Source organism: Desulfosporosinus lacus DSM 15449 (assembly GCF_900129935.1).
In the GTDB taxonomy this organism is placed as follows: Bacteria; Bacillota; Desulfitobacteriia; order Desulfitobacteriales; family Desulfitobacteriaceae; genus Desulfosporosinus; species Desulfosporosinus lacus.
The window spans coordinates 19381-40949 of record NZ_FQXJ01000028.1; the positions used below are offsets into that span (position 1 = coordinate 19381).

The 21569-nt window shown below is 39.4% G+C and carries 21 protein-coding genes; 3 read left to right on the top strand and 18 right to left on the bottom strand.

Annotated elements, in window-relative coordinates; all coding sequences use genetic code 11:
• Positions 1–45 precede the first annotated feature (45 nt).
• From BUB11_RS23675 to BUB11_RS23755, 17 genes are all read right to left on the bottom strand, one after another.
• On the bottom strand, positions 46–999 hold the full coding sequence (locus tag BUB11_RS23675) for an anti sigma factor C-terminal domain-containing protein (RefSeq protein ID WP_084110509.1): 954 nt from the start codon (positions 997–999) through the stop codon (positions 46–48).
• Positions 1000–1156: 157 nt separating this feature from the next.
• On the bottom strand, positions 1157–1633 hold the full coding sequence (locus BUB11_RS23680; protein ID WP_073032795.1) for a GNAT family N-acetyltransferase: 477 nt from the start codon (positions 1631–1633) through the stop codon (positions 1157–1159).
• A 121-nt stretch (positions 1634–1754) separates the two neighbouring features.
• Positions 1755–2633 carry a radical SAM protein gene (locus tag BUB11_RS23685; RefSeq protein WP_073032797.1) on the bottom strand — a complete coding sequence of 293 codons (879 nt, stop codon included), beginning with the start codon at positions 2631–2633 and terminating at the stop codon, positions 1755–1757.
• A gap of 199 nt (positions 2634–2832) precedes the next feature.
• Entirely contained in the window at positions 2833–3990 is a 1158-nt protein-coding gene (locus BUB11_RS23690) for a DUF4317 family protein (protein WP_073032798.1), read from the bottom strand.
• A 244-nt stretch (positions 3991–4234) separates the two neighbouring features.
• Positions 4235–5074, bottom strand: a complete 840-nt coding sequence (locus BUB11_RS23695) for an ion transporter (RefSeq protein WP_073032800.1) — start codon at positions 5072–5074, stop codon at positions 4235–4237.
• A 333-nt stretch (positions 5075–5407) separates the two neighbouring features.
• The gene (locus BUB11_RS23700; RefSeq protein ID WP_073032802.1) at positions 5408–6409 is read right to left on the bottom strand and encodes a 4Fe-4S binding protein; all 1002 of its coding nucleotides are present in this window, start codon (positions 6407–6409) and stop codon (positions 5408–5410) included.
• Between the two features lie 358 nt (positions 6410–6767).
• Entirely contained in the window at positions 6768–7997 is a 1230-nt protein-coding gene (locus BUB11_RS23705) for a (Fe-S)-binding protein (RefSeq protein ID WP_073032804.1), read from the bottom strand.
• Between the two features lie 72 nt (positions 7998–8069).
• Positions 8070–8258 carry a ferredoxin gene (locus tag BUB11_RS23710; RefSeq protein WP_073032806.1) on the bottom strand — a complete coding sequence of 63 codons (189 nt, stop codon included), beginning with the start codon at positions 8256–8258 and terminating at the stop codon, positions 8070–8072.
• 502 nt (positions 8259–8760) lie between these two features.
• Positions 8761–10236 (bottom strand): protein adenylyltransferase SelO, encoded by a 1476-nt coding sequence (locus BUB11_RS23715; RefSeq protein WP_073032808.1) that lies wholly within the window; start codon positions 10234–10236, stop codon positions 8761–8763.
• Positions 10237–10591: 355 nt separating this feature from the next.
• Positions 10592–11665 carry a PrpR N-terminal domain-containing protein gene (locus BUB11_RS23720; RefSeq protein WP_073032810.1) on the bottom strand — a complete coding sequence of 358 codons (1074 nt, stop codon included), beginning with the start codon at positions 11663–11665 and terminating at the stop codon, positions 10592–10594.
• Positions 11666–12003: 338 nt separating this feature from the next.
• Complete coding sequence (locus BUB11_RS23725) at positions 12004–13191, bottom strand: aminotransferase family protein (protein ID WP_073032812.1); 1188 nt, start codon at positions 13189–13191, stop codon at positions 12004–12006.
• A 34-nt stretch (positions 13192–13225) separates the two neighbouring features.
• Complete coding sequence (gene bioD, locus BUB11_RS23730) at positions 13226–13906, bottom strand: dethiobiotin synthase (RefSeq protein WP_073032814.1); 681 nt, start codon at positions 13904–13906, stop codon at positions 13226–13228.
• Positions 13899–14870, bottom strand: coding sequence for a biotin synthase BioB (gene bioB, locus BUB11_RS23735; protein ID WP_073032816.1), 972 nt, complete (start codon positions 14868–14870; stop codon positions 13899–13901). Before bioB ends, bioD begins: the two co-directional genes overlap by 8 nt.
• Positions 14848–16074, bottom strand: a complete 1227-nt coding sequence (gene bioF, locus BUB11_RS23740; RefSeq protein ID WP_242947726.1) for an 8-amino-7-oxononanoate synthase — start codon at positions 16072–16074, stop codon at positions 14848–14850. The genes bioB and bioF overlap by 23 nt, the downstream gene beginning before the upstream one ends.
• A gap of 309 nt (positions 16075–16383) precedes the next feature.
• Positions 16384–16911, bottom strand: a complete 528-nt coding sequence (locus BUB11_RS23745; protein WP_073032818.1) for a cysteine hydrolase family protein — start codon at positions 16909–16911, stop codon at positions 16384–16386.
• A 52-nt stretch (positions 16912–16963) separates the two neighbouring features.
• A complete protein-coding gene (locus tag BUB11_RS23750; protein ID WP_207650053.1) occupies positions 16964–17341 on the bottom strand; it encodes an amidase domain-containing protein in 378 nt (125 codons plus the stop codon).
• Positions 17319–17555, bottom strand: coding sequence for an amidase domain-containing protein (locus BUB11_RS23755; RefSeq protein WP_073032822.1), 237 nt, complete (start codon positions 17553–17555; stop codon positions 17319–17321). The genes BUB11_RS23750 and BUB11_RS23755 overlap by 23 nt, the downstream gene beginning before the upstream one ends.
• 215 nt (positions 17556–17770) lie before the next feature.
• Here BUB11_RS23755 and BUB11_RS23760 point away from each other — a divergent pair, with 215 nt between their 5' ends.
• From BUB11_RS23760 to BUB11_RS23770, 3 genes are read left to right on the top strand one after another with little or no spacing between them, the layout of a single operon-like run.
• Complete coding sequence (locus BUB11_RS23760; RefSeq protein WP_073032824.1) at positions 17771–18160, top strand: GntR family transcriptional regulator; 390 nt, start codon at positions 17771–17773, stop codon at positions 18158–18160.
• Positions 18153–18848: an ABC transporter ATP-binding protein gene (locus BUB11_RS23765; protein WP_073032826.1), complete on the top strand. Its 696-nt coding sequence runs from the start codon at positions 18153–18155 to the stop codon at positions 18846–18848. Before BUB11_RS23760 ends, BUB11_RS23765 begins: the two co-directional genes overlap by 8 nt.
• Entirely contained in the window at positions 18845–19591 is a 747-nt protein-coding gene (locus tag BUB11_RS23770; RefSeq protein WP_073032828.1) for a hypothetical protein, read from the top strand. Before BUB11_RS23765 ends, BUB11_RS23770 begins: the two co-directional genes overlap by 4 nt.
• A 122-nt stretch (positions 19592–19713) precedes the next feature.
• Here BUB11_RS23770 and BUB11_RS23775 read toward each other — a convergent pair whose 3' ends face one another.
• Positions 19714–21549 carry a UbiD family decarboxylase gene (locus BUB11_RS23775; RefSeq protein ID WP_073032829.1) on the bottom strand — a complete coding sequence of 612 codons (1836 nt, stop codon included), beginning with the start codon at positions 21547–21549 and terminating at the stop codon, positions 19714–19716.
• Positions 21550–21569: the final 20 nt, after the last annotated feature.

The window sequence follows — 21569 nt, forward strand, 5'->3', positions numbered from 1 at the left end:
TCTCTATAAATCATCAAATGATTAGCCAGGTAAGATAATCTCATCTTAATACTTATCTACAACCACCCCAAACGAAGAAGCCTTAATATGTGGATTGTCAATAAGCAACTTAAGCTCATCCTTCGTTCCATATACGATCACCCCTAAAATAGGAACATTGGAGGAATCAGTGTAGCCTTTTGCGACAAGTTCGTTATAGATTTCGTTATACTTGTTATCTTTACTGCTTTTCAATAACTCACGGAGATTATTGTAGCCCTCGTTAAAGTCCTTAAGATCGTGGTATACGCTCACTCCTAAGGCATCATCTTCTCTAATATAGGTTGCTTTACCGTCGTTTTCAGTTGCTTGTTTTTTGTGTCGATCCGAATCTTCTTTTCTAAAGGCATCAACCCAATACCATGATATCTTAACCAAAGGTAGTATAGTTGGCATATCTGTTGCAATATATGGTTTATCAAAGGATAGTCCTAACTCAATAAGTTTATCCGAGGAGACCTTATCCAACTCGTCCAGATCATTCTTATATTCTTTATAGGATATTTCCGGATTAAAAAAGATCATTTTTCTGTATCCATTTTCCCAATAATCAACCGACCATTCTCCTGCAAAACTTCCCACGCCCTGGCTCCTTCCGAGAACAAGTGGCGTAAGCAAGCCATAGGCAGAAACCTTATTTTCCAGAACCACAGGTTTAGCTGCTACATCTCTGGAGACTGTATAATCACTCCTCCCCACTAAGAAACCCATAGAATCAGTGGACTTGCTAATATAACCGTTGGGTACATGAAGCTTAATGTTATTCTCATTAAAGCCAAAGATTTCATTACTCAACTTATGTGTTATGGCTAGATTAGCAAAATAGATTGCAATAAATGCTACAGTAATCACAACCAGTGATATGAAAATCATTTTTATAGAAGACTTCCTTATCCTCTTTTTGATTGCCATTGTTAATTTTTCATCATCAAACATTTCATCCAATTCACTGTTGTACAATACTCTTCCCCCCAAAACTTTAAAATTCATTTCAGGCCCAAAAAGACGACCACAAAAACAAATTTTCATTCGGGGTCATCTGCTTCTAAAAAAGTACCGGCAGACCTCGTGAAACCGGATACGCCTTCTAAAATTCGTATGCTAATCTGAACAAATGCTATAAGTCTAAATACATAGCCTTACTTAAATCTTTAAAACCTTTCCTTAAATAAAATTCATCAGCATACTTATTGAAGGAATATACTTTTAATTCGATTCTTTTTATCTCTTTACTTTTAGCCCACTCAACAACTTTCCTTAAAAGTAAAGAACCGATATGATAATTTTGATAAGCTCTCTTAACTGCAATACCATCTAATTGTACCCATTCCCTCTTCTTGATAACTGGGAATTCAGACGACTTCTGAATGAAACATTCTGCAAAAGCCACAACTTTTGTGTCAATATCGGCAACAAAAAGTGCCTTATTACTATCATTGATGATTTCCGATATGTACTCTTTTGCTCTTGCGTAATCTTCAGGTTTAATAAAAAGTTCAGGATGATTTAACCTGTGTTGCTCATCCAATTCAACATAAATTTCACATAAACTTTCATAATCGTTTATGACTGCTTCCCTTACCTTTATATCCATATAGTTAAATCCTCCTAAATGAGTTAAGGCATCTTCGTAATGATTATTCGGTTAGCAAGAAATACGCAGTGGAATTATTGGACACCGCTTATCATCCTATTCAGCTTTTCGGCAGACTTCATTACAACTGTCTTAACTGCTCTCGATATTGCCTTAATTCATCTTCATCAAAATCGTCAATAGTGTCTTGCAACACTTTAAGCATCTTGGGTTTGTCTTCGGGGATTTTGCCAACCACGGGAGTAGCCATTGATACATGATTAGCAAAGACTTTAGTGTTTGTATCCAGATGTTCGATAAAACATTTTAATTCTTGAACACGTTCAAATTCTGTAGCCTCGAGGAATTCACCTTTGAGTTTTTGTTCATATAAGTTTGTACCGGGTATCAGGGTTAAGGAGGTTATCCCTATACTTTTGGGCTTTAGTTGATTAAAAAATTCGGCTGTTTCTAAGGCGCTAATTTCTCCTTTGCTATGACCAGCTAAGCCATTCAAATAAATTCCATGATAAGTAATTTCGACTTCCTCTAGTCGTTTGCATTGTATGATAGCTTCCTCAGCCGTATTCCCTTTATGGATTCGAGTTAAAGTTTCATCATGACCGGTTTCAATTCCAATATACAAATGATCAATCCCCAATGAACGCAGTGCCTTGAGTTCTTCCGTTGATTTTGTTTTAATATTGGTTATCCGAGCATACATGGAAATAGTTTCACAGAGGGGAAGATATTCTTTGATTTTTTCAGCAATTATTTTTAGTCGTTCAAAGCTTAAAACAAAGGGGTCACCACCGACAAGGTAGACCCTTTTCGCATCAGGGCGCTCGGAACGAAACTCTCTTAAATCTTCCTCTATTTGCTCTATAGGCTCGATGCGAAATGGGACATCCTTATACATGCTGCAAAATGTACAACGGTCATGTGAACATCCGACTGTAACTTGTAATAGTAAGGTTTTAGCCTCGGCGGGTGGTCTATAGATCGTACCTGTATAATGCATTTTAATAAACTCCCTTTTAAGTTCTTAAGTGTAAGAACTTTCTAATCATAACAATTGTTAACGTTCCAATTATCGACGATTTTAATATCGAGACCAATTTAATATTCCACATATTTTCTTAGACTTCCTGCCAAGATCAGTAAATAATCTAAGTAAATAAAAAAAACCAGATCTAACGATCTGGTTAAGTTTTATGATGTTAAAATTCTTCAGTAACCAAATCAAAGCCTTCAAGCGTGGCCGTGTCATCAATTCTAATCATCAAATATCGTATACCGTCTTTGGTTACTTGCTTAACATTTTTTAAATCCTGGGGGCCAATGGAAATTGACGCTGTGTTGTTGTCAATTTTAATCGACTTCGTTGCATAATTAGGGGTAATACTCGAGGCTTTAAACTCGTAGTTTTCCTCACCCATAATTCCCAGAAACGAAGATCTCAACTTATCTGCGGTATTAATTCCGCTATTTTCCAAAATTCTCTCCATATCTTTCAAACCTATTAAAGAAACTTCTCCGCTTTCTTCCTCTACGTCAAGTCGACGACCAAGTTCTTCATAAATGCTCGAAACAACTTCCGGCTCAATTTCGGCCCCTACAATGTCTCGAACAACTTCAAAAAACCGCTCTTTGTCAGCCTGGGCTGTCGATTTGAAATCACAATCGAGAATGTTTTCTACAAACAAATGATTGGGCTTGTTTTCTTTTTGGGTATAGTAAACAACCTTGTCAGTCTCTGCAGCATCTTCACTAAACGAAGGGAACATAAAACCCTCAAAAGGAGAGGCTGTATTAATGATAGCTTTTGCAGGTACACTGGTGCTAAACTCTCTTTCAATGAAATCAAAATTAAGTGAGTTTTTCGGAATGATAACAGGGCAGACACTGCATATAAAAAACCCCAAGGAGTAGGCTACGTCATTATCCACTTCACCGTTATCTTCATTTTTAACTGACTTATAAACTTCTCCTCGAACAAAACTAATCATAAAATCTAGCTCATATTTTTCGCAAGCTTCTTCCAGAATCTTACTTACGAGAGTTTGGGTCGCTTCTTTGAAATTATTTGTTTTCAAAATATGAAGCATTTGCTTCTGAGTTTGATTTTCGCCCAGTTTGTTGTTTTTGAATTCTAACTCAAAAATTTTTGAATCAATCTTACCGGTCAATACTTTTTTAAAGTTTTTTAAATACAACTCTTTTTTTAGTTCGTCCATCATATCAAAGTATATTTCTTCAGAACAGAGGATATCCTTACTGTCTTGTTTGATAAAATAGCTACATATTTCTTTAATTTTTAATTTAGAATTATTTGTTTTTAGCTCTTTACGGATGCTGGCAATATCTTCCTTGTTCAATCATCTATCTCCCTTTTATTAAATCCTTAGGCTGAACACTCCGGCCTCTCCAGCAAATAATCAATCTAAAACAATTCCAGCTTTGTTGATCAACAAAAGCTGATGACTGATAATTCGAGTGATACCTACAGATTATATGTTATGCATACAATATTCGTCATCTTTTCTTTAATTCCTCCCGATAACAGAAGTTAACATTGATAAAAACGAAACCAGACCGCCCAAATAGAGCGATCTGGATATATTAATGTTTTAGTTCTTGTCCACAATTCTTACAGTAGTTTGCATCTTCATCTTCAATTATTATACTGCAACTGGGGCAAGTTCGCCCATTACCCTTTGTTGATCTAGTTCTCGCCAGTTCACTAGAAACAATTCCAGTAGGAACTGCTATTACTCCATAACCAAGGAGCATCAGCAAGGAAGCTACTACCCTTCCAAGTGGAGTGATCGGAGTGATATCGCCGAAACCGACCGTGGTAAGCGTTACGATTGTCCAGTATACAGATATAGGTATACTATCAAAACCACTGGTCTCTCCTTCGATCAAATACATCAGTGTTCCCACAATTACTACGATAACCAAAACAGCTTCGAGGAAAACAATGATTTTATACCTGCTGGCTTTCAGCGCATTAAGTAAAGAATAAGATTCACCGACATATCTTCCAAGATTTAAGATTCGAAATACCCGTAACAAACGAAAAATCCTTAAGATCAAAGCGAACTGACTTCCGGCAATAAAAATACTTAAGTATGCCGGTAGTATGGCTAGCAAATCTATGATGCCGAAGAAACTTTTCAAGTATTTTAATTTATTTCTTACAATCCATATTCTGGCAATGTATTCAATCGTAAACAGAACTGTGATGACCCATTCAATCCGATAAAGGTACTCTAGGTAATCTTTAGATAAACGCGGCAAAGATTCCAAAAAGATACTTAAAATACTTATTAGTATCAGCCATAGAAGTGCAATATCAAAAGCCCGTCCAGCTCTAGTATCGGCCTTGAAAATAATTACAAATAATTTCTCTTTCAGAGATAAGCTCTTTTGGTCGGTCACCATATATGAAATCTCCATTTTCAGTCTGCACTTATTTACATCAGATCGTTATTAGTTTAGTATACTACATCCTTTCTAAATAATCCTCGTTTTGCCGGCAAGAAACTTTGCTAAAAGATTTGCTTCATTCTTCATTAGGCCACCTCATAATAGGATTTACTGTTTCTTTGGCATTATTAGAATTCCTTCACCATTTCATTCCTTCTCCGAGGCTGTCATAGATATTCCTCTTAGCATTATGGTTACGATCTCTTCTATCGAAACTCACTTTTAAGAAAGTAAAAATCATTGCCACTTATCTTCCAAGTATTTAATATTCTCTGGAGCATATTTTACGAATGGATTATAACCTTAAAAGTGATTTAACTGGTCCATACTTGGGATTAACATCTTATACATTTCCGTTGAGATACTCGTTTCCCAATATCCAGTCAGCTTAGCAACGCCGACCAAAGCGATCCATAAAGCAACTACTCCCAAAGCCAACATCCTTGGTGACAAAGGGAACGCAGTCTTAGGAAGGTCAAATCTTAAAGTGTTGCTTACTGGACACTGCTCCACACAATCTAAACACCCTGTACACTCCGGTGACCTAACGGTTAGTGCTTTATCAACTTTAATTCGGTTCGGACAAGAGATCGAACATCTTTCACAGGATATACATGAGAGGGGCTCTCTTCGTATCTTCCAAGGGCTTAACATGCCCAATAAACCTAACAACGCTCCATAGGGACAGAGATACCGGCACCAGAAATGCTCAATAAGGATGGAAAGCAGCATCAAGCCGATGACAACGCTGAATCCTACCCAAGTCATATTCCTAAAAAAGTCTAACATCTTAATATCCGCGACCATGTTATAGGGAGTTTGTAAAAACATGTAGGTTGAAGCTCCATCCATGAGCACAAAAATAAAAAGGACAAAAAAAGCAAGAATTATATACTTTAGAGAGCGCAAAGGATAATCGAGCCAGTTTGGCAGGATAAAATTCCTCTTGAACATCTTTTTACCCAATAAAGCTAAACCCTCAGATAATGTGCCAAAAGGACAAATCCAAGAACAAAATGCCCTCTTCCATAATAGAGATACGATCATGGCAGCCAAAAATATCACAAGTCCAGCCGGGTGGATCCGGTCAAATATACCATTAGCGAGCCATGATTTTAAAGCAACTAAAGCACTGATCGGAAGAAATGCCTCCACTCCCGCCGGTCTTGCAATGAACTGCATGGTGTCTGGATTAGTAATGCTGTGAACAAAACGGATAAATTGAATCCCTATTAAGACAACAATAATGGTGAATAGTAATTGAATGAGTCTGCGCCAAGTGTAAATGTTTTTATGCTTCGACATAAGTTCTCCTTTGTGCTAATTATTTCTCGTTAATTATATAGTTTTATGATGAATAATGTGTGATACAGTTCACAGTAAACTTAAAAAAAGGAAACCATCTTGGATTTCTACGGATGGTTTCCTTTTTAGTAAAAGTCTAAGCCAAAGGCTCCGAAATCCACTACATCTGGTGTCTTGGTCCTCCTGGAAAACTTCAACCTTCAACTAACCTTTAGATGTCAAGACTGACCTAAACAATATGTTAGCAGGAAAACAAGAAAATATAAAGCAAAAAGCACAAGCAAGAATTTCTTGGCCTGTGCTTTTTGCTTTAATTCCCCTAAACTAAGGCAATTACTACTGACGAAATCTTAATAATTTAATGAAAAAATTGCTTCTCCTCATCTACTAAACCCAATGCAATTTCTATTAAGGCAGTGAGATGCATCATTTTCATACCCAGTTTGTAATGCTTATTCATATCAACAAACTGGTCCATACAGTTATGGCAAGGGATACATCCAATTGTCGCGCCTGTAGCCACTAATTGATCAACTTTAGGTTTGGCTTTTACCATACGCATTGCTTTAGTTTCAGCTACGGCACCCGCTCCTCCGCCAGCTCCACAACAAAGGTTATACTCCCTGTTAGGAAACATTTCGCGAAAATCCATTACAGTATTACTCAACACATAGCGCTGTGGTTCAACAACCCCCTCTTTACGAACCGTATTACAGGGATCATGTAGAGTTACTGGGATTGTATTTCTGGTCTTATCTAGTACTAATATACCGTCTTTAATCCAATCGGCATACAACTCCATTATATGGCGAACAGGGAACTGTTTCCCTTTCCAGTAATCACGCGCAAACACTCTGGTCGATCGGAAAGCATGGCCGCATTCTGTGACAATAATTTCCTTAGAGTTTAGCCTCTCAGCTTCTTCAAACATCGGGCGTGAAATTTGATCGAATTCATCGTTTTTACCCGTGAACAAACAAATATTAGTAGCATCCCAGCGTTTAGAGCTGATCGTAAAGTTTGCTTTGGCAGCGTGAAATACATTTAATATACTTTGCAGATCAGCTGGATAATGTTTAATCTCCCGAGCATTGAATCCAAAGAAGAAATCTGCATTAGGAACATCTAAAGGAATCTTATAAGTCGGATCTTTCAGCTCTTCCTGCATCATTTCTTCAATCCATTCTAATGTCTCATCATAATCAATTTGTTCAACACCCATCTGGTTACCTGTCCGTATATGATCATCAGCAATAACTTGCAGATAACCCGGCGCCTTTGCCACTTTTCCTCGAAAGGCTCTCGTGAGTGCGTTGATATTCACTCCCATTGGGCATTCCACGGTACATCGATTACACATTGTACAATTCCAAATAAAGGGATCATTTTCCGCTTCTTCTCGCATACCAAGGACTACTTTGCGTATGAATTTACGAGGGTCCTGATCCTTATGCAGATCGCTATAAACACAGCCAGCTGTACACATACCACAAGTAAGGCAATTAGAAAAATCATAGCCATTCAATAATTCTGCCACTTCATCACGTAAGGTCGGATCTAAACTTTTAACTCTTATTGGTTCTCCCAACTAATGTTCACCTCCGATTGACTTTGGTCAAAGTCCCAAATTCAGCTCTTTGAAACCTTGCTCAATACTTAATTATTCAATAGCAATACAATGTGCCGGGCAACCCTCGGCAGCTTCTTTAGCGGCTGCCTCACACTCACTAGGGACTGGGTTTGTATAAGCTACTGCTAACCCGTCGGCCCCCATCTTAAAAACCTCAGGACAGAATTCAGGGCATGATTCACACCCGATGCATTCATCTTGGTTTACTACAGCAATCATAATGTCTCCTCCTCAATTATTTTGTTAAATAAGGCGAACACAATTTTTAGAATTCTAAAAGACTTATGTGATAATTTTCTCTAATCATTATTAAAATGTTGAAAAATTCGTTGGATTTTCATTTGGTCGGCAACTCTTACTGCACAACCCTTCTAAGTCGATGAGTTGTATCGTTTCATACTCATCGGACATCAGAGTACAATTGTCTTGACAAAAGTAAAAGGAGCGTCCTTCTTTCACCTTTGCTTTCCTTTTAACCCGTTCCATCTCTACCTGACATATATTTACCTCCTTGTGGTTATTGACATATGCCCTTTATGATTAATTATACTCCGTATTGAACATATGTCAATAATTGCTATGACATAATTTCCTTCCGTGGTCGAGGAAAAAACAAGAGAAATAAAAGTTCCAGACTGTCTTAAAAAACAATCTGGAACTTCAGATGCTTAGTGATTAACTTCGAATGACTTAAGAAAGAATCGTCCTTAATACTTCTATATCAGGTACCGCAAAAAGTTCGGTAAGGTTGGCTTGATAGCTCTGGCAATGTACAATAATCAGCCTGTTCGGGGGAGTGTGCGTAGGGGTTTGAAAGAACATCAAGAAGTTGTTCCATTACGCTGTAGTCTTCTTGTTTCACCGCGGCTTCCAGTGCAGCTTCTACTTGGTGGTTGCGAGGGATCAGTGCAGGATTGGCGTTCCGCATCAACTGATACGAAGAGATTTTCGATTCCTGTTGCCTGCCAAGTCTGGCCTGCCACTGCTCACGCCACTGACCAAATTCTGGGGTGCCAGACAGAACCGAATCCTCCAGTCTGTCGAAAGTTAACGCGCGAAAAGTATTAGTATAGTCCGCACGATACTTCTGCATCATCTTGAGCAGACCTTCAATAAGGGATTCATCCTCGATCTCTTCGTTAAATATACCCAGTTTGGCTCTCATTCCTGCGAGCCAATTACGGTGATACAAGTCAGTAAAGTCCGAAATCGCATCCTGGGCCAGTTTAATAGCTTCTTCTTGATTGTCATGCACCAGCGGCAATAGGGTTTCAGCAAATCGGGCGAGATTCCATGCGGCAATATTCGGCTGATTGCCATAGGCATAGCGGCCTTGAACGTCAATTGAACTGAATACTGTTGCCGGGTAATAGGTATCCATGAAGGCACAGGGACCATAATCAATGGTTTCTCCGCTAAGGGTCATGTTGTCGGTATTCATCACCCCGTGAATGAAGCCAACGAGTTGCCATTTGGCAATCAATTCGGCCTGACGCTTGATCACTTCCTGAAGCAACAAAAGATAGCGGTTCGGGGCATCAGCAACGTCAGGATAATGTCGTTGCAATGTGTAATCAGCTAAAACCCTGAGATCCTCGACCGCGCCCCATTCTGAAACGTATTGAAAGGTGCCGACTCGCAGATGACTGGCTGCTACGCGGGTTAAAATTGCACCCGGCAGCTTGGTTTCGCGGATTACTGACTCTCCGGTTGTCACCACCGCAAGGCTGCGGGTGGTAGGAATACCAAGAGCATGCATTGCTTCGCTGATGATATATTCGCGCAGCATCGGTCCAAGCGCTGCTCTGCCATCCCCCCGACGGGAATATGGAGTTGGACCTGAACCCTTAAGCTGAATATCAACTCGCTCCCCTTTGGGAGTGATCTGTTCGCCAAGCAACAGTGCACGGCCGTCCCCTAACAAGGCAAAATGCCCGAATTGATGTCCCGCGTAAGCTTGAGCAAGAGGGGAAGCGCCTTCAGGAATTCGGTTGCCAGCAAACACTGCAACGCCATCTATGCTTTTCAACGCTTGGAAGTCCAACCCCAGGGATGTTGCCAACGGATAATTGAGAATAATCAACTTGGGGGAGCGAACAGGGATTGGGTTGAGGCTGGTGAAAAATGACTTTGGCAGACGTGCATAACTGTTGTCTAAGTTCCATCCAGTTTCTATTATCGCTTTTTCCCTTGTCATCGCATCTCCTTCTCTTTTTTCTTATTGTATCCTAGTTGTTTCTTTTACATAGTAAAAAATGCCCTAGGGATTCTATGATGCTTTTGTTCTACATTCGATTCCAACACAAGGCAACCTTTTTTTAGTGTCTGCTTATGCTAATATATTATACCCTTCCATCAAACGGGCTTTTATCCGTTGCGAACGGCTTTAATGGATCTGGTGTTTTTCAGCATCAAGCATTTACTCTCTTCATTTCAATCTGGCTCCTTCCGTATAACGAGAAAAACTGTTTTTGGCACTAATAAGATTTTGTAAGCAAAAAGCCCAGTGTTATTACTGGACTTAATTGTGTCAATTATTGATTTATAAATTTCTAGAACATAGTTGTTAGCTTTTCTCCTACCACCCTAAGGTTATCCAATTTCTGAGACAACACTTGGGTTGATTTCGCCTGCTCCTGGGTTATCACATTACTCTGCTCAACATTTTTCTGCACGTGAATGACCGACTCTCGAAACCTTTTAAGCATATCATCAATATTTCTCGCTGACCGGTTGCTCTCCTCAGCCAGCTTGCGTACTTCCTCAGCCACGACTGAAAATCCTCGTCCATGTTCGCCTACACGAGCAGCCTCAATAGCGGCGTTGAGTCCCAATAAGTTGGTCTGCTGAGCCACTCGCCGGATAACGTCTAATATCTCGGAGATGCCATTCACTTCCTGAGTGGTTATCCGGGCAATATCGGACGATTCCTGGCTTGAAGCGGCAAGTTCTTCTGAGGATGCAGCTAGTTCCTCTACGAAAGAAGCCGACTCTTCTAGTTCTGTATAGAGTTCAGATAACACCTGCTCGTAACGGCTTGTTTTCTCCCGTTCCCTTTCACGCTCTCGTTCCTGTGCTTGGGCTATTTTCAACGCCTCGTTTATAGCCCGTTTCACTGCTAACAATCCCGACTCCAGAAGGTCCACAATGTAACTCTGCTGCTCCTTGGCAGCCGTGTACCCCCCTTTATCTCCCGTGATGGCATTAACCCCTATCTGACTCAACTGTTCTAGTATCTTTGGTATGTCTTCAAGCGTGTCCCATGGCCTCACATGTATCGTCACATCGCCTACAACAAAGTCCGAATTGCCCATTTCCAGAAATCCCCTATGAGCCACCACACCCACTTTAACAGCTCCACCTGCTATCAGCCGTTGCACTGCTTCAAGCATCTCACTGATAGTCATAGTAAGCCCCACAACTGGCTTGTCAGTATTTTTCCTTAACAAGTCAACCATAAGACCCCTACTGATCATGACATCCATCTGTGAATTAGCTCTGAGCACCTCTAGTCCTTTATCAAAACTTACAACTTCAATAGGAAAAGACAAATTGAGCTCACTCATCGCCTGCTTGGCTACCTGCGCCATATCCGGTGTCAATGCTGCGAAAAAGATTGATTCCATTATTTAATACCACCTCAATATTTCCTGGTTTTCTCGCTATTACTTAAATTTTTAAATATGCCGTTACCGAGCCAATAAATATTGCCATTTCTCTGTAAATTTCTATTATTCTACTTCTATCTACAAATATCCTGCATTAAAATTGCTAAGTTCTCCTAAAAAACGATAAAAAATCTTGCACTTACTTCTCAAGGTATATTTGTCCGGAAATTTATATTACAAGGTTTGCGGCTTAGTATAAGCTTTTATACTATTAACAGATTCAACATTTAGCTCTTTTATCCTTCCATAAGAGGAGAAACGATTCAGATTAGTGAAACAAGTTTGCGTGTTAACTCTCAATAAAATGCGCTGGTGTGGGATCGTTGTCTCAAGCATAAATCATCGCCTAGTACTTCTTTAATTGACTCTGCACAAATAGTTACTGCTCTATCTATTTCTTCTTCATTGATAATCAATGGCGGATTAAAATACAACACATTTCCGAGTGGTCTTAAGATGAGACCTTTCTCTAAAGCTTTCTTGTAAATCTGATAACCTATTCTAAGTTTAGAATCATAGGCTTCCTTAGTCTTCTTATCGATTACCAATTCCATAGCATTCACTAAGCCGATATGTCTAATTTCGCCTATATGCGGATGATCTAATAATGCTTCATTTAGTGCATTGTGAAGATATTCAGCTCTTACTACAGCTTTCTCTAATATCTGGTCTTCTTTAAATATTTTCTGAACAGCTAATGCTGCCGAACATCCGAGAGGATTTCCACTATAAGTATGGCTGTGCATGAATGCTTTTCCTTCATTATAATCTGCGTAAAATGCCTCATAAATCTTATCTGTCGTGATAGTAATAGCCATTGGCATATATCCGCCTGTCATTCCTTTTGAAATACACATTATGTCAGGGCTTACCCCTGCATGATCAAAGGCAAACATTTTTCCTGTTCTACCAAACCCTGTTGCGATTTCATCCGCAATTAAAATTACATTATACATATCACATAATACACGAAGTTTCTTTAAATAGATTGCAGGGTAGATTCTCATACCTACGCTTCCTACCGATAGCGCTCCTACGGTTTCTCCATGATACCCTTCCGTTAGACACATAAATTTGGTTTTCTTTTCATGTCCTGTCTGATGCTGATATTGAAAACTCATCTTTAACGCGCATTCTACAGTTGCTGAACCATTATCCGAAAAGTTAAATTTACTAAGTCCTTTAGGGATAATCTTAATTAACTGTTCGCAAAGAGTAATTGCCGGCTCATGAGAAAAGTTTGCAAAGATAACGTGCTCTAACTTATCCAATTGCAACTTTATAGATTCATTAATCTTTGGATTACAATGTCCTAGAAGATTGCACCACCAGGAACTTATGATATCGATGTACCCTTTACCTTCATGATCGTATAAATATACTCCTTTTCCGTAGTCAATAATAATTGGCTTGAGTTCTTCATAATCCTTCATCTGTGAACAGGGATGCCAGATATACTTTAAATCCTTCTCTACTAAATTCATTTATATCCTTCTTTACTGTCTATTTTCAAAGTTTTTATTCGTATAATGCAACAAGTTTGTCTGTATCTATCTTAAGTTCGGTATCATTCTCTTTTACAAAAGCTATTACAGAAAGCCCTGTCATGATTTCTACCATCATTTTATTATCTTCTTCCATAACACTGCCTTCATGATAACGATTGAATATGATCCCTTTGATAGGTATGTTTTTCTGCCTCATATATTCAACCGTTAAAACTGTTGCATTAATAGTCCCTAATCCTGCATCTGCAATAATCAAAGTACTTAAACCCAATTCCTTAATAATATCCTCTAACATAATCTTGGTATCATCATAACGAATAGGACAGACGATTCCTCCGCTGCCTTCCACGGTAAGATAGTCATAGTTGGTTGCTGCTTTCTTATATGCGGCCTTAACAATATCCATTTCCACAGGATTGCCTTCTATTATGGCAGCCAAATGTGGAGAAAACGGATTTTTATAAACGTATGTCACAAGATTTTCCATCGTTTCTCCAATAGCTGCTACCCGATTAACAGAGTCTGCATCTCCCGGAATTAAGCCGTGTTCTGTCACTTCTGCCCCGCTTAATGCAACTTTATAGTATCCTGCATTGTGTCCTGCTTCACGTAACTTTTTCACCATTAATCCAGTAACAAACGTTTTTCCAACATTTGTTCCCGTTGCTGTAATAAAAATCCCCTTACTCATTCCACAACACAGCCTTGTATCCTAATTGCTCTAATAGTCCCATATCTTTTTCAATAGAAATTCCGGATGTGGTAAGCATATCTCCTGAAATAGCTGCATTTGCTCCTGACTTGAAGCATTTTACTCCCTTATCCGGTAATAATCCTCTGCCGCCGGCAAGACGAATGGATCCACTCGGTACCAAGAAGCGGAATACCGCTACAATTCTACACATATCCTCATTCGTAAGTTTCTTATTATTTTCATAAGCCGTTCCTGGAATAGGATTCAGCATATTCACGGGAATCGAACGGATACCTAATTCCCTAATGGTAAGAACCATGTCAATTCTGTCTTCCATGGTCTCCCCAAGTCCCATAATACCTCCACTGCAGACATTAAGTCCTGCCCTTTGAGCAGCCTTTATGGTCTCGATCTTCTCATCAAATGAGTGGGTAGTACAAACATTTGGAAAGTTTCTTCTGGATGTTTCCAAGTTGTTATGAACTCTGCTTACACCAGCCGCTTTTAATTTAATAAACTGTTTTTCCTCCAAAAGTCCAAAGGAGGCACACACAGAAATCCCTGTTTCGTTTTTTATAGCACTTATGCTTTCACACACCTTGTTTACTTCCTGCTCGTTCAGTTTCCTTCCGGAAGTAACTATGGAATAACGAAGTACCCCCTTTTCGTCATTGTACTTTGCCTGCTCCACAATTGCTTCTGTATTTAACAGTGAATATTCTTCTGTCTTGGAACTATAGAACGATGATTGGGCACAGTATTTACAGTTTTCGGAACACTTTCCACTCTTCCCATTAATGATGGCACAAATATCAAAGTTGTTTCCACAAAAGTGTTCTCTTATTTCATTTGCGGCCGTACAAATTTCTTCCAAAGGAGCATCTGCAATGATCAAGGCTTCTTCTTTTGATATCAAGGCTCCATTGATTACCTTTTCTTTATATTGTTGAATACAGTTCATTTGTCACCCCTTTATACTTGTTAACAATATTCCCAATTGTCTGGGCGGTACGCTTTAGTTCTTCCTTGGTATGAGTTGACATCAATGTTACTCGAAGTCTTGCACTTCCTTTCTTAACGGTAGGATATCTTATAGCGGAAATATAATAACCCTGTTCAAATAATTCCTTCGATATCTCCATTACTTTTTTCTCATTACCAATAACAATAGGAATTATGGAACTTTTCGAATCTGCCTCAATTCCCGATTCTCTTAAACATTGGCAAAAATATTGGATATTCCCCTGCAATGCTTGTACCCTTTGAGGCTCATTCAGTATTAATTCAATCGCTTTTATTGACGATGCCATAACAGCAGGAGACAAGGATGTTGAGAAAATAAAACTGCGTGATTTATTCTTCAAATATTCAATCAAAATTTCTTTCCCACATACGAATCCACCTTCGCTTCCAATTGCCTTACTTAAAGTTCCCATTGTAATATCAGGCTTTTTATCCATATGATAATGCTCCACTGTCCCAAGACCTCTTTCACCGATTACTCCCGTTGCATGTGCTTCATCAATCATTGAAAACAGCTCATATTTCTCTGCTATTTCTACTACCCGTGATAAATTCACTATATCTCCGTCCATGCTAAATACAGCATCGCTTACGATCAATCCTCTGGAACATGGATTGGCTATTATCTTATCTTCTAAGTCATTCATATCATTATGACGATAAACTACAATTTTTGCCTGACTTAATCGGCACCCATCAATAATACTGGCATGGTTCAACTCATCACTGAAAATAATGGCATCCTTTGAACAAAGTGTCGAGATAACTCCTACATTTGCCATATATCCAGTATTGTAAACTAGAGCGGCCTCTGTGCCTTTAAATTTTGCCAGTAAACTTTCCAGTTGTTTATGTATAGATGTTGTACCCGTCGTTAATCGCGAGCCACCTGAACCAACACCATATTCATCTATAATATTCTTTGTATAGATTTTCACCTGCGGATCATTCGACATATCCAAATAACTATTCGAAGCCAGCATAAGTAGGTCTTTACCCTGAAAGTTTACATGAGCACTTTGGGCTGAATTCAGTTCATTCATACCTCGGTACAAATTAGTTTCTTTTAAATTTTCTAAGGTATTCTCTATGAAATTCCATTTAAAATTCGTATTAGTATTCGTAATTTTCTCTGCCCCCAAATATTTTTTTTACGTTCATTCTTGATAGAGCTTGCTTTCATTTTCAAACTACAGAGTTTTATGTGCTTTACCTGATTTCTAGATAAAATTTTTTTGAGATAATGCATCTCCGTTTGATAGTATAACTAATAATAAATATTCCGCCTTTATATTGTCAACCATTTTATTATATTTCGATTGACAATATAATCTCAAAAAATAGTATTGTATGGACTTTATTGTGCATATCAAAAACGCACTCATTTTTGAGTGCGTCCATTGCTTGATCTTGTAATTAAAAAATATTATTTGGGTTTCATAAAAGGAGCTTTATCTGTTGATTATTTCTATTTGCATTCCTTGCATTACATCTAAAGCCTTTTGATTCAGGCTCTCGTCATTGCTGGCAGTGCAAGAGGCATCAACTATTATTTTAGCTTCCGGTAAGGCTGCTTTAGCGATTATGGCATTGGATATCACACAAATATTGGACACGACACCAATCAATTCAACACAATCATATTCATTATTTGTAAGGTAAGTCGCCAGTTCTAATGACCCAAAGGTTATTTTTTCAAACCTCTTGGACGTCTTATCACAGAGCTCGGCAACTTTACCGTACAAATTCCACCCCTCAGTGTTCCTAACGCAATGTAGAATGGGTAGATTTTTTCCTTCCTGTGTCTGCAGGTAATTGTCATTATGAGTATCAAACGTAAAAACTACTTCATCGCCGTTTTGTTTGTACTGCTTGATTTTATGACGAATTCTTGTTTCTAATGAAATGGCTTTTTCAAAGCCTAAGCTGCCACTCACAAAGTCCTTTTGATAATCTACAACAACTAATATCTTCTTCATTGTAATACGCTCCTCAAAACGGAAAGTACTGGGAATTTTATTAAGCAACCCCCTATTCAATTAAATACCGGGGATTGAAAAAGCGGTTATCTACATCCGCTAAATCAGAATAATATACAAAGCAATCGGGTGTATTCTGGGCCAAAAGCAGAGTGGATTTTTCAACCAGCAACAGGTTATGACTATACCGCTCATCTGTGTTATCGAAGCGTCCTGAACGGGTTTGAACAATCCCACCAATATCCAGCCCAAAAATTGTTTCTACAATCTCACCATGCACCCCTGATTGTTGAGGATCTCTAGGTTTTGTAGCATAATCCCAAAATGCTTCGACATTTTCCCACTCAGGAGAGCCGCCTCCTGGCCCTGCGTACCACTGAGAGCTCATGTTCTCTCGTCCTGCAACATTAAACCCGGTTATCATCTCCAAACCCGTACCATAGGCATTGAGAGGTGAAGTTGGCGCAGTTGCCTATCCAGTCTCCAATATCATAGAAGGCAGGATTGGGTGACGCAAGATGGGTCTTGGCATATTCAACTGATCGGACACCATTATATGGAGAAGAAACGGCAGGGAATTTTGTTTCACCGGACGATGTGTCCAGAGATAATTTCTTAAATTCTTCCCTTAAATCCGCAAGCATCTCCTCCTCAGACAGTAAAACAAGGGGAGTCTTAGTTCTATATCTACTAGAACCCGGGTAATAGTGAAAGGTGATTTTACCACATTATTAGACATATCTAGTATACCACCTGGGTGGCAATTTAGGATAATTATACAGTGTTTAATCTTCAACTTAAGTGTTACATTTGATATAATACACTTAATACAAAGAGATCATCTAGAGGGGGACCGTTAGTGGACAGCATACAAGTTGGTGATTTTAAGTTTCGATTGGATTTGTCAAAACCTTTATATGAGCAAGTCCTGCAGCATATACGCCAGACTATAGCTAGAGGAGACGTTCTATTAGGAACAAAGTTGCCTTCCGTGCGCGATCTTGCACACCAATTAAAACTTAACCCCAACACCGTAATGCGAGCCTATCAAGAACTCGATCGTTACCACTTAACAGAAACTCGCCGAGGTCAGGGAACCTTTATCACCTCTGATTCTGAAACTGTCGAACTAGTAAAAAAGGCCTTGGCACGTGAGGCAGTGATTGCCTTTGTCTCGTCAATGAAAAATCTGGGGATCGACCGATCAACAACAGAATCCTTACTAAAGGAGGTTGCTTGGCATGAGTAGTGCCCTTGAAATTAAACACCTAAGCAAATCCTATGGTTCCAAGATCGCCCTCGATGACTTAACCGCATCTTTTCCAGCAGGCCAAATAACAGGACTTATTGGTCCTAACGGCGCGGGAAAGTCGACGCTTTTAAAAGCCATCGTTGGGCTTGTCAAACCACAACAGGGAAGTATCGGGATTTTTGATCAGCCTGCTCACTGGAAGTTAAACGCAGAGATCGCCTACCTCCCCGATCGTGCAAAATGGTACAAATCCCATACGATTAAACAAGCCTTAAACTATGCTCTCAATATTTTACCAGGCTTTGACCTGCCACGCGCTCTTGAAATGGCCAACCTCATGAGTCTCGATTTGGACGTACTGGTATCCACCTTATCAGAAGGTCATGAGGCCCGCTTACATATCATTCTTTGCCTGGCACGGAGAGTCAAACTTGTGCTCCTTGATGAACCATTTTCCGGGATTGATCTATTGTCCCGTGAAACCATTATTCAACTGCTCATCAATTCTATGCTGGATCAACCACAGACTATATTGATCAGCTCCCATGAAATACACGAGGCAGAAAGCTTGTTTGAACATGTTGTATTTCTGAACAAGGGACAACTTGTTTTAGAAGGAAATGCGGAAGCCCTGCGTCAAGAAAAGGGATCTATCGAATCCATTTACAGGGGGTTATTTCGATGAAAGCATTTTTGGCTTTGGTTAGAAATGATTCTAAACTCAAAAAAGAATATCGTCGTCATCAATCTCTTTTAAGTAAAGTTTATGCAGTTTTTGCAGTAGTCTTAATAAATGCTGCCTTAACCTTTTCCAAGGGATACATTGACATTAATTTGATTATTAGGTGTTTGCTAATTTTAACTCCATTTGGGTGCGCCATCTTAGTTGTCAATAAAGAATGGCAAGAAGGGACCACAGGGTGGTGGCTGGCGCTTCCTTATTCAAGAAGTTTACTTCTTAGTGCCAAATGGGTTGCCAGTTTCTGGCACGTTTTAAAAATGTATGGTATCTTCTTTGCTTCAATAATGATAATAGCGTCAATTTATAATTTAACGTTGCCTGTTTTTACACCTAAAATGCAACTGCTAGACTTGCTTCAGGCTTGTGCAAGAGATCTAAGTTGGTTACTCATTATAAGCCCCTTCTCAATTACTCTAGGTGCCTTGATGGTTATCCTTACAAGGTCATATTGGATACCTGGCTCTCTAATAATTTGGTTTATGTTTGGCCTAATGACCAACCTTTATGTGGCTGAAGCCCTTGGTCTTTCTTCACAGAAGGGTTCCTTTGTCTCACACTCTGGTCAAGGCTTTTGCTTTAGCATAAATGGGAGTGATTTCGTCACAACCTTTCTTATCTCTCTCGCACTCTCATCACTATTATTCGTTTTTTCCGTGTACCTTCTTAAGAAGCATGTGGAAGTATAGTACCGATCAGAAAACAACGTGAGAGGATTACCTCTCACGTCGCTTTCTCTTTGTCTTTGAGCTATGACTATTTATTAAAGGTATTTCATTTCTACTGTAGTCTTTAAAAATATATGCTTGAATCAGTCTGCTTTTACTTCGCTCAGACTAGCTCCCTTTAGAAATAAACCTTCGATGTTCTTTTCTACTTCCGGATCAGGAATTAAGGGCGGTGCATGGTGCGGCTTTTTGCGGGCATCAATGATCATATTGTCACAGGCCCAGTGCTTGTTTTCAGTGTAACTATTAACCCCATAGATATCATGGGAAGGATTACTCCGCGTAAATGTCGCCCAAAAAAAGTTATTCAGAGAGCCGCTGATGAATGAACTGTCATCACAAAGGATAATCATTGGACAAGTCGGCATTTCACCTTTTGTCTGTATAGCCAAGCTTAACTCGTCTAATTCCTTTTGTGCTTGCGGATAGTTTACAAACTCCGGTCCTTCGATCGCAACAATCCCCGGCATCACTAAACATGGATTTTTAAAGTCTCGTAAATCCTTCAACTGTTCCGGGACTGCTCTGCACACATCTCTTTTTTGATCACCATAGGCGGCGATAACCACCTTGCTGCCTGAGTTTAAACCTGTTCCCGAATAGTCAAGGGTATCGATTGTTGTATTAGTTTGGAAATGAATGTCACGATGCAGATCAATTCGTTCGAGTATATATGTTAAGAATTCTACTTCTCGATGGGTATCTAAAGGTTGATGCTCTTCGGCCGTAATAAATAAATATTTAGCTAGACTTACATGCCCTGTTCCTAAAATGCGGTTAGCGATAGTGAGAAGTTCAGTCGGTTGTTTGACGATTTGATACGGCGTATAGCGTTCGCTTCCGATCGCAAATAGTAAAGGATGAACTCCTGCAGCATCTACAGCATGAACTTCTTTCACTCCAGGAATTTCTTGTTTAATTGCATGGCCCGTTAACCCATGGATGAGATCGCCGAAAGCAGTATCTTCTTGAGGTGGACGACCAACAACTGTAAACGGCCAGATCGCGTTGGGCTTGGCAAATACTTTATGTACCCTCAGGAAAGGAAAATGGTGAATAAGACTATAATAGCCTAAATGATCACCAAAAGGCCCTTCTGGCTTTGTTTCACCCGGATGAACTTCGCCGGTAATTACAAAATCAGCATCAAGGCTAATGCAATAACCATCAATATAGCTGTAACGAAAACGACGTCCGGCAATCAAACCGGCAAACGTCATCTCACTTAGACCCTCTGGTAATGGCATAACTGCTGCTAGGGTATGAGCAGGAGGACCTCCGATAAATATACTGACTTTTAACGGAACACCAAGCTTTTTTGCCTTTTCTTGGTGAATACCGATTCCGCGGTGGATTTGATAGTGTAAACCAACTTCCTTATTTATTTCATACTCGTTACCGCTAAGCTGAACACGGTACATACCTAAATTGCTGTTCATAATCCCAGGCTTTTCCGGATCTTCTGTATAAACTTGAGGCAAAGTTATAAACGCACCGCCATCATCTGGCCAATGGTGAATAAGCGGCAGATCAGAAACTTGTATTTCCTTGAACCCAGACAAAGTGTTATTTGCTTTTTTCAAAGGCAGTGCCTTGGAAGCCGCCAATCCTGAACTGAAATGTTTAAAGGGATTTTTCAACGCCTTCATTGGATCATTGCGCAACGCGATCACGTCCTGTGTCGCCCCTAATGTATTCCGAAAAATAAACTTACTTCTCTCTAAGTTACCGAACAAATTAGATACTGCTCGGAACTTCGAGCCTTTTACATTTTCAAATAACAGTGCAGGGCCACCAGCAGCATTGACTCTCAGGTGTATTGCTGCCATTTCAAGATATGGGTCGACTTCTTCACGAATCCGAACCAATTGACCAGCCTTTTCTAAATCAAGAATACATTCTTCTAAATTGTCATACATTCTTCACTACTCCCATTTCT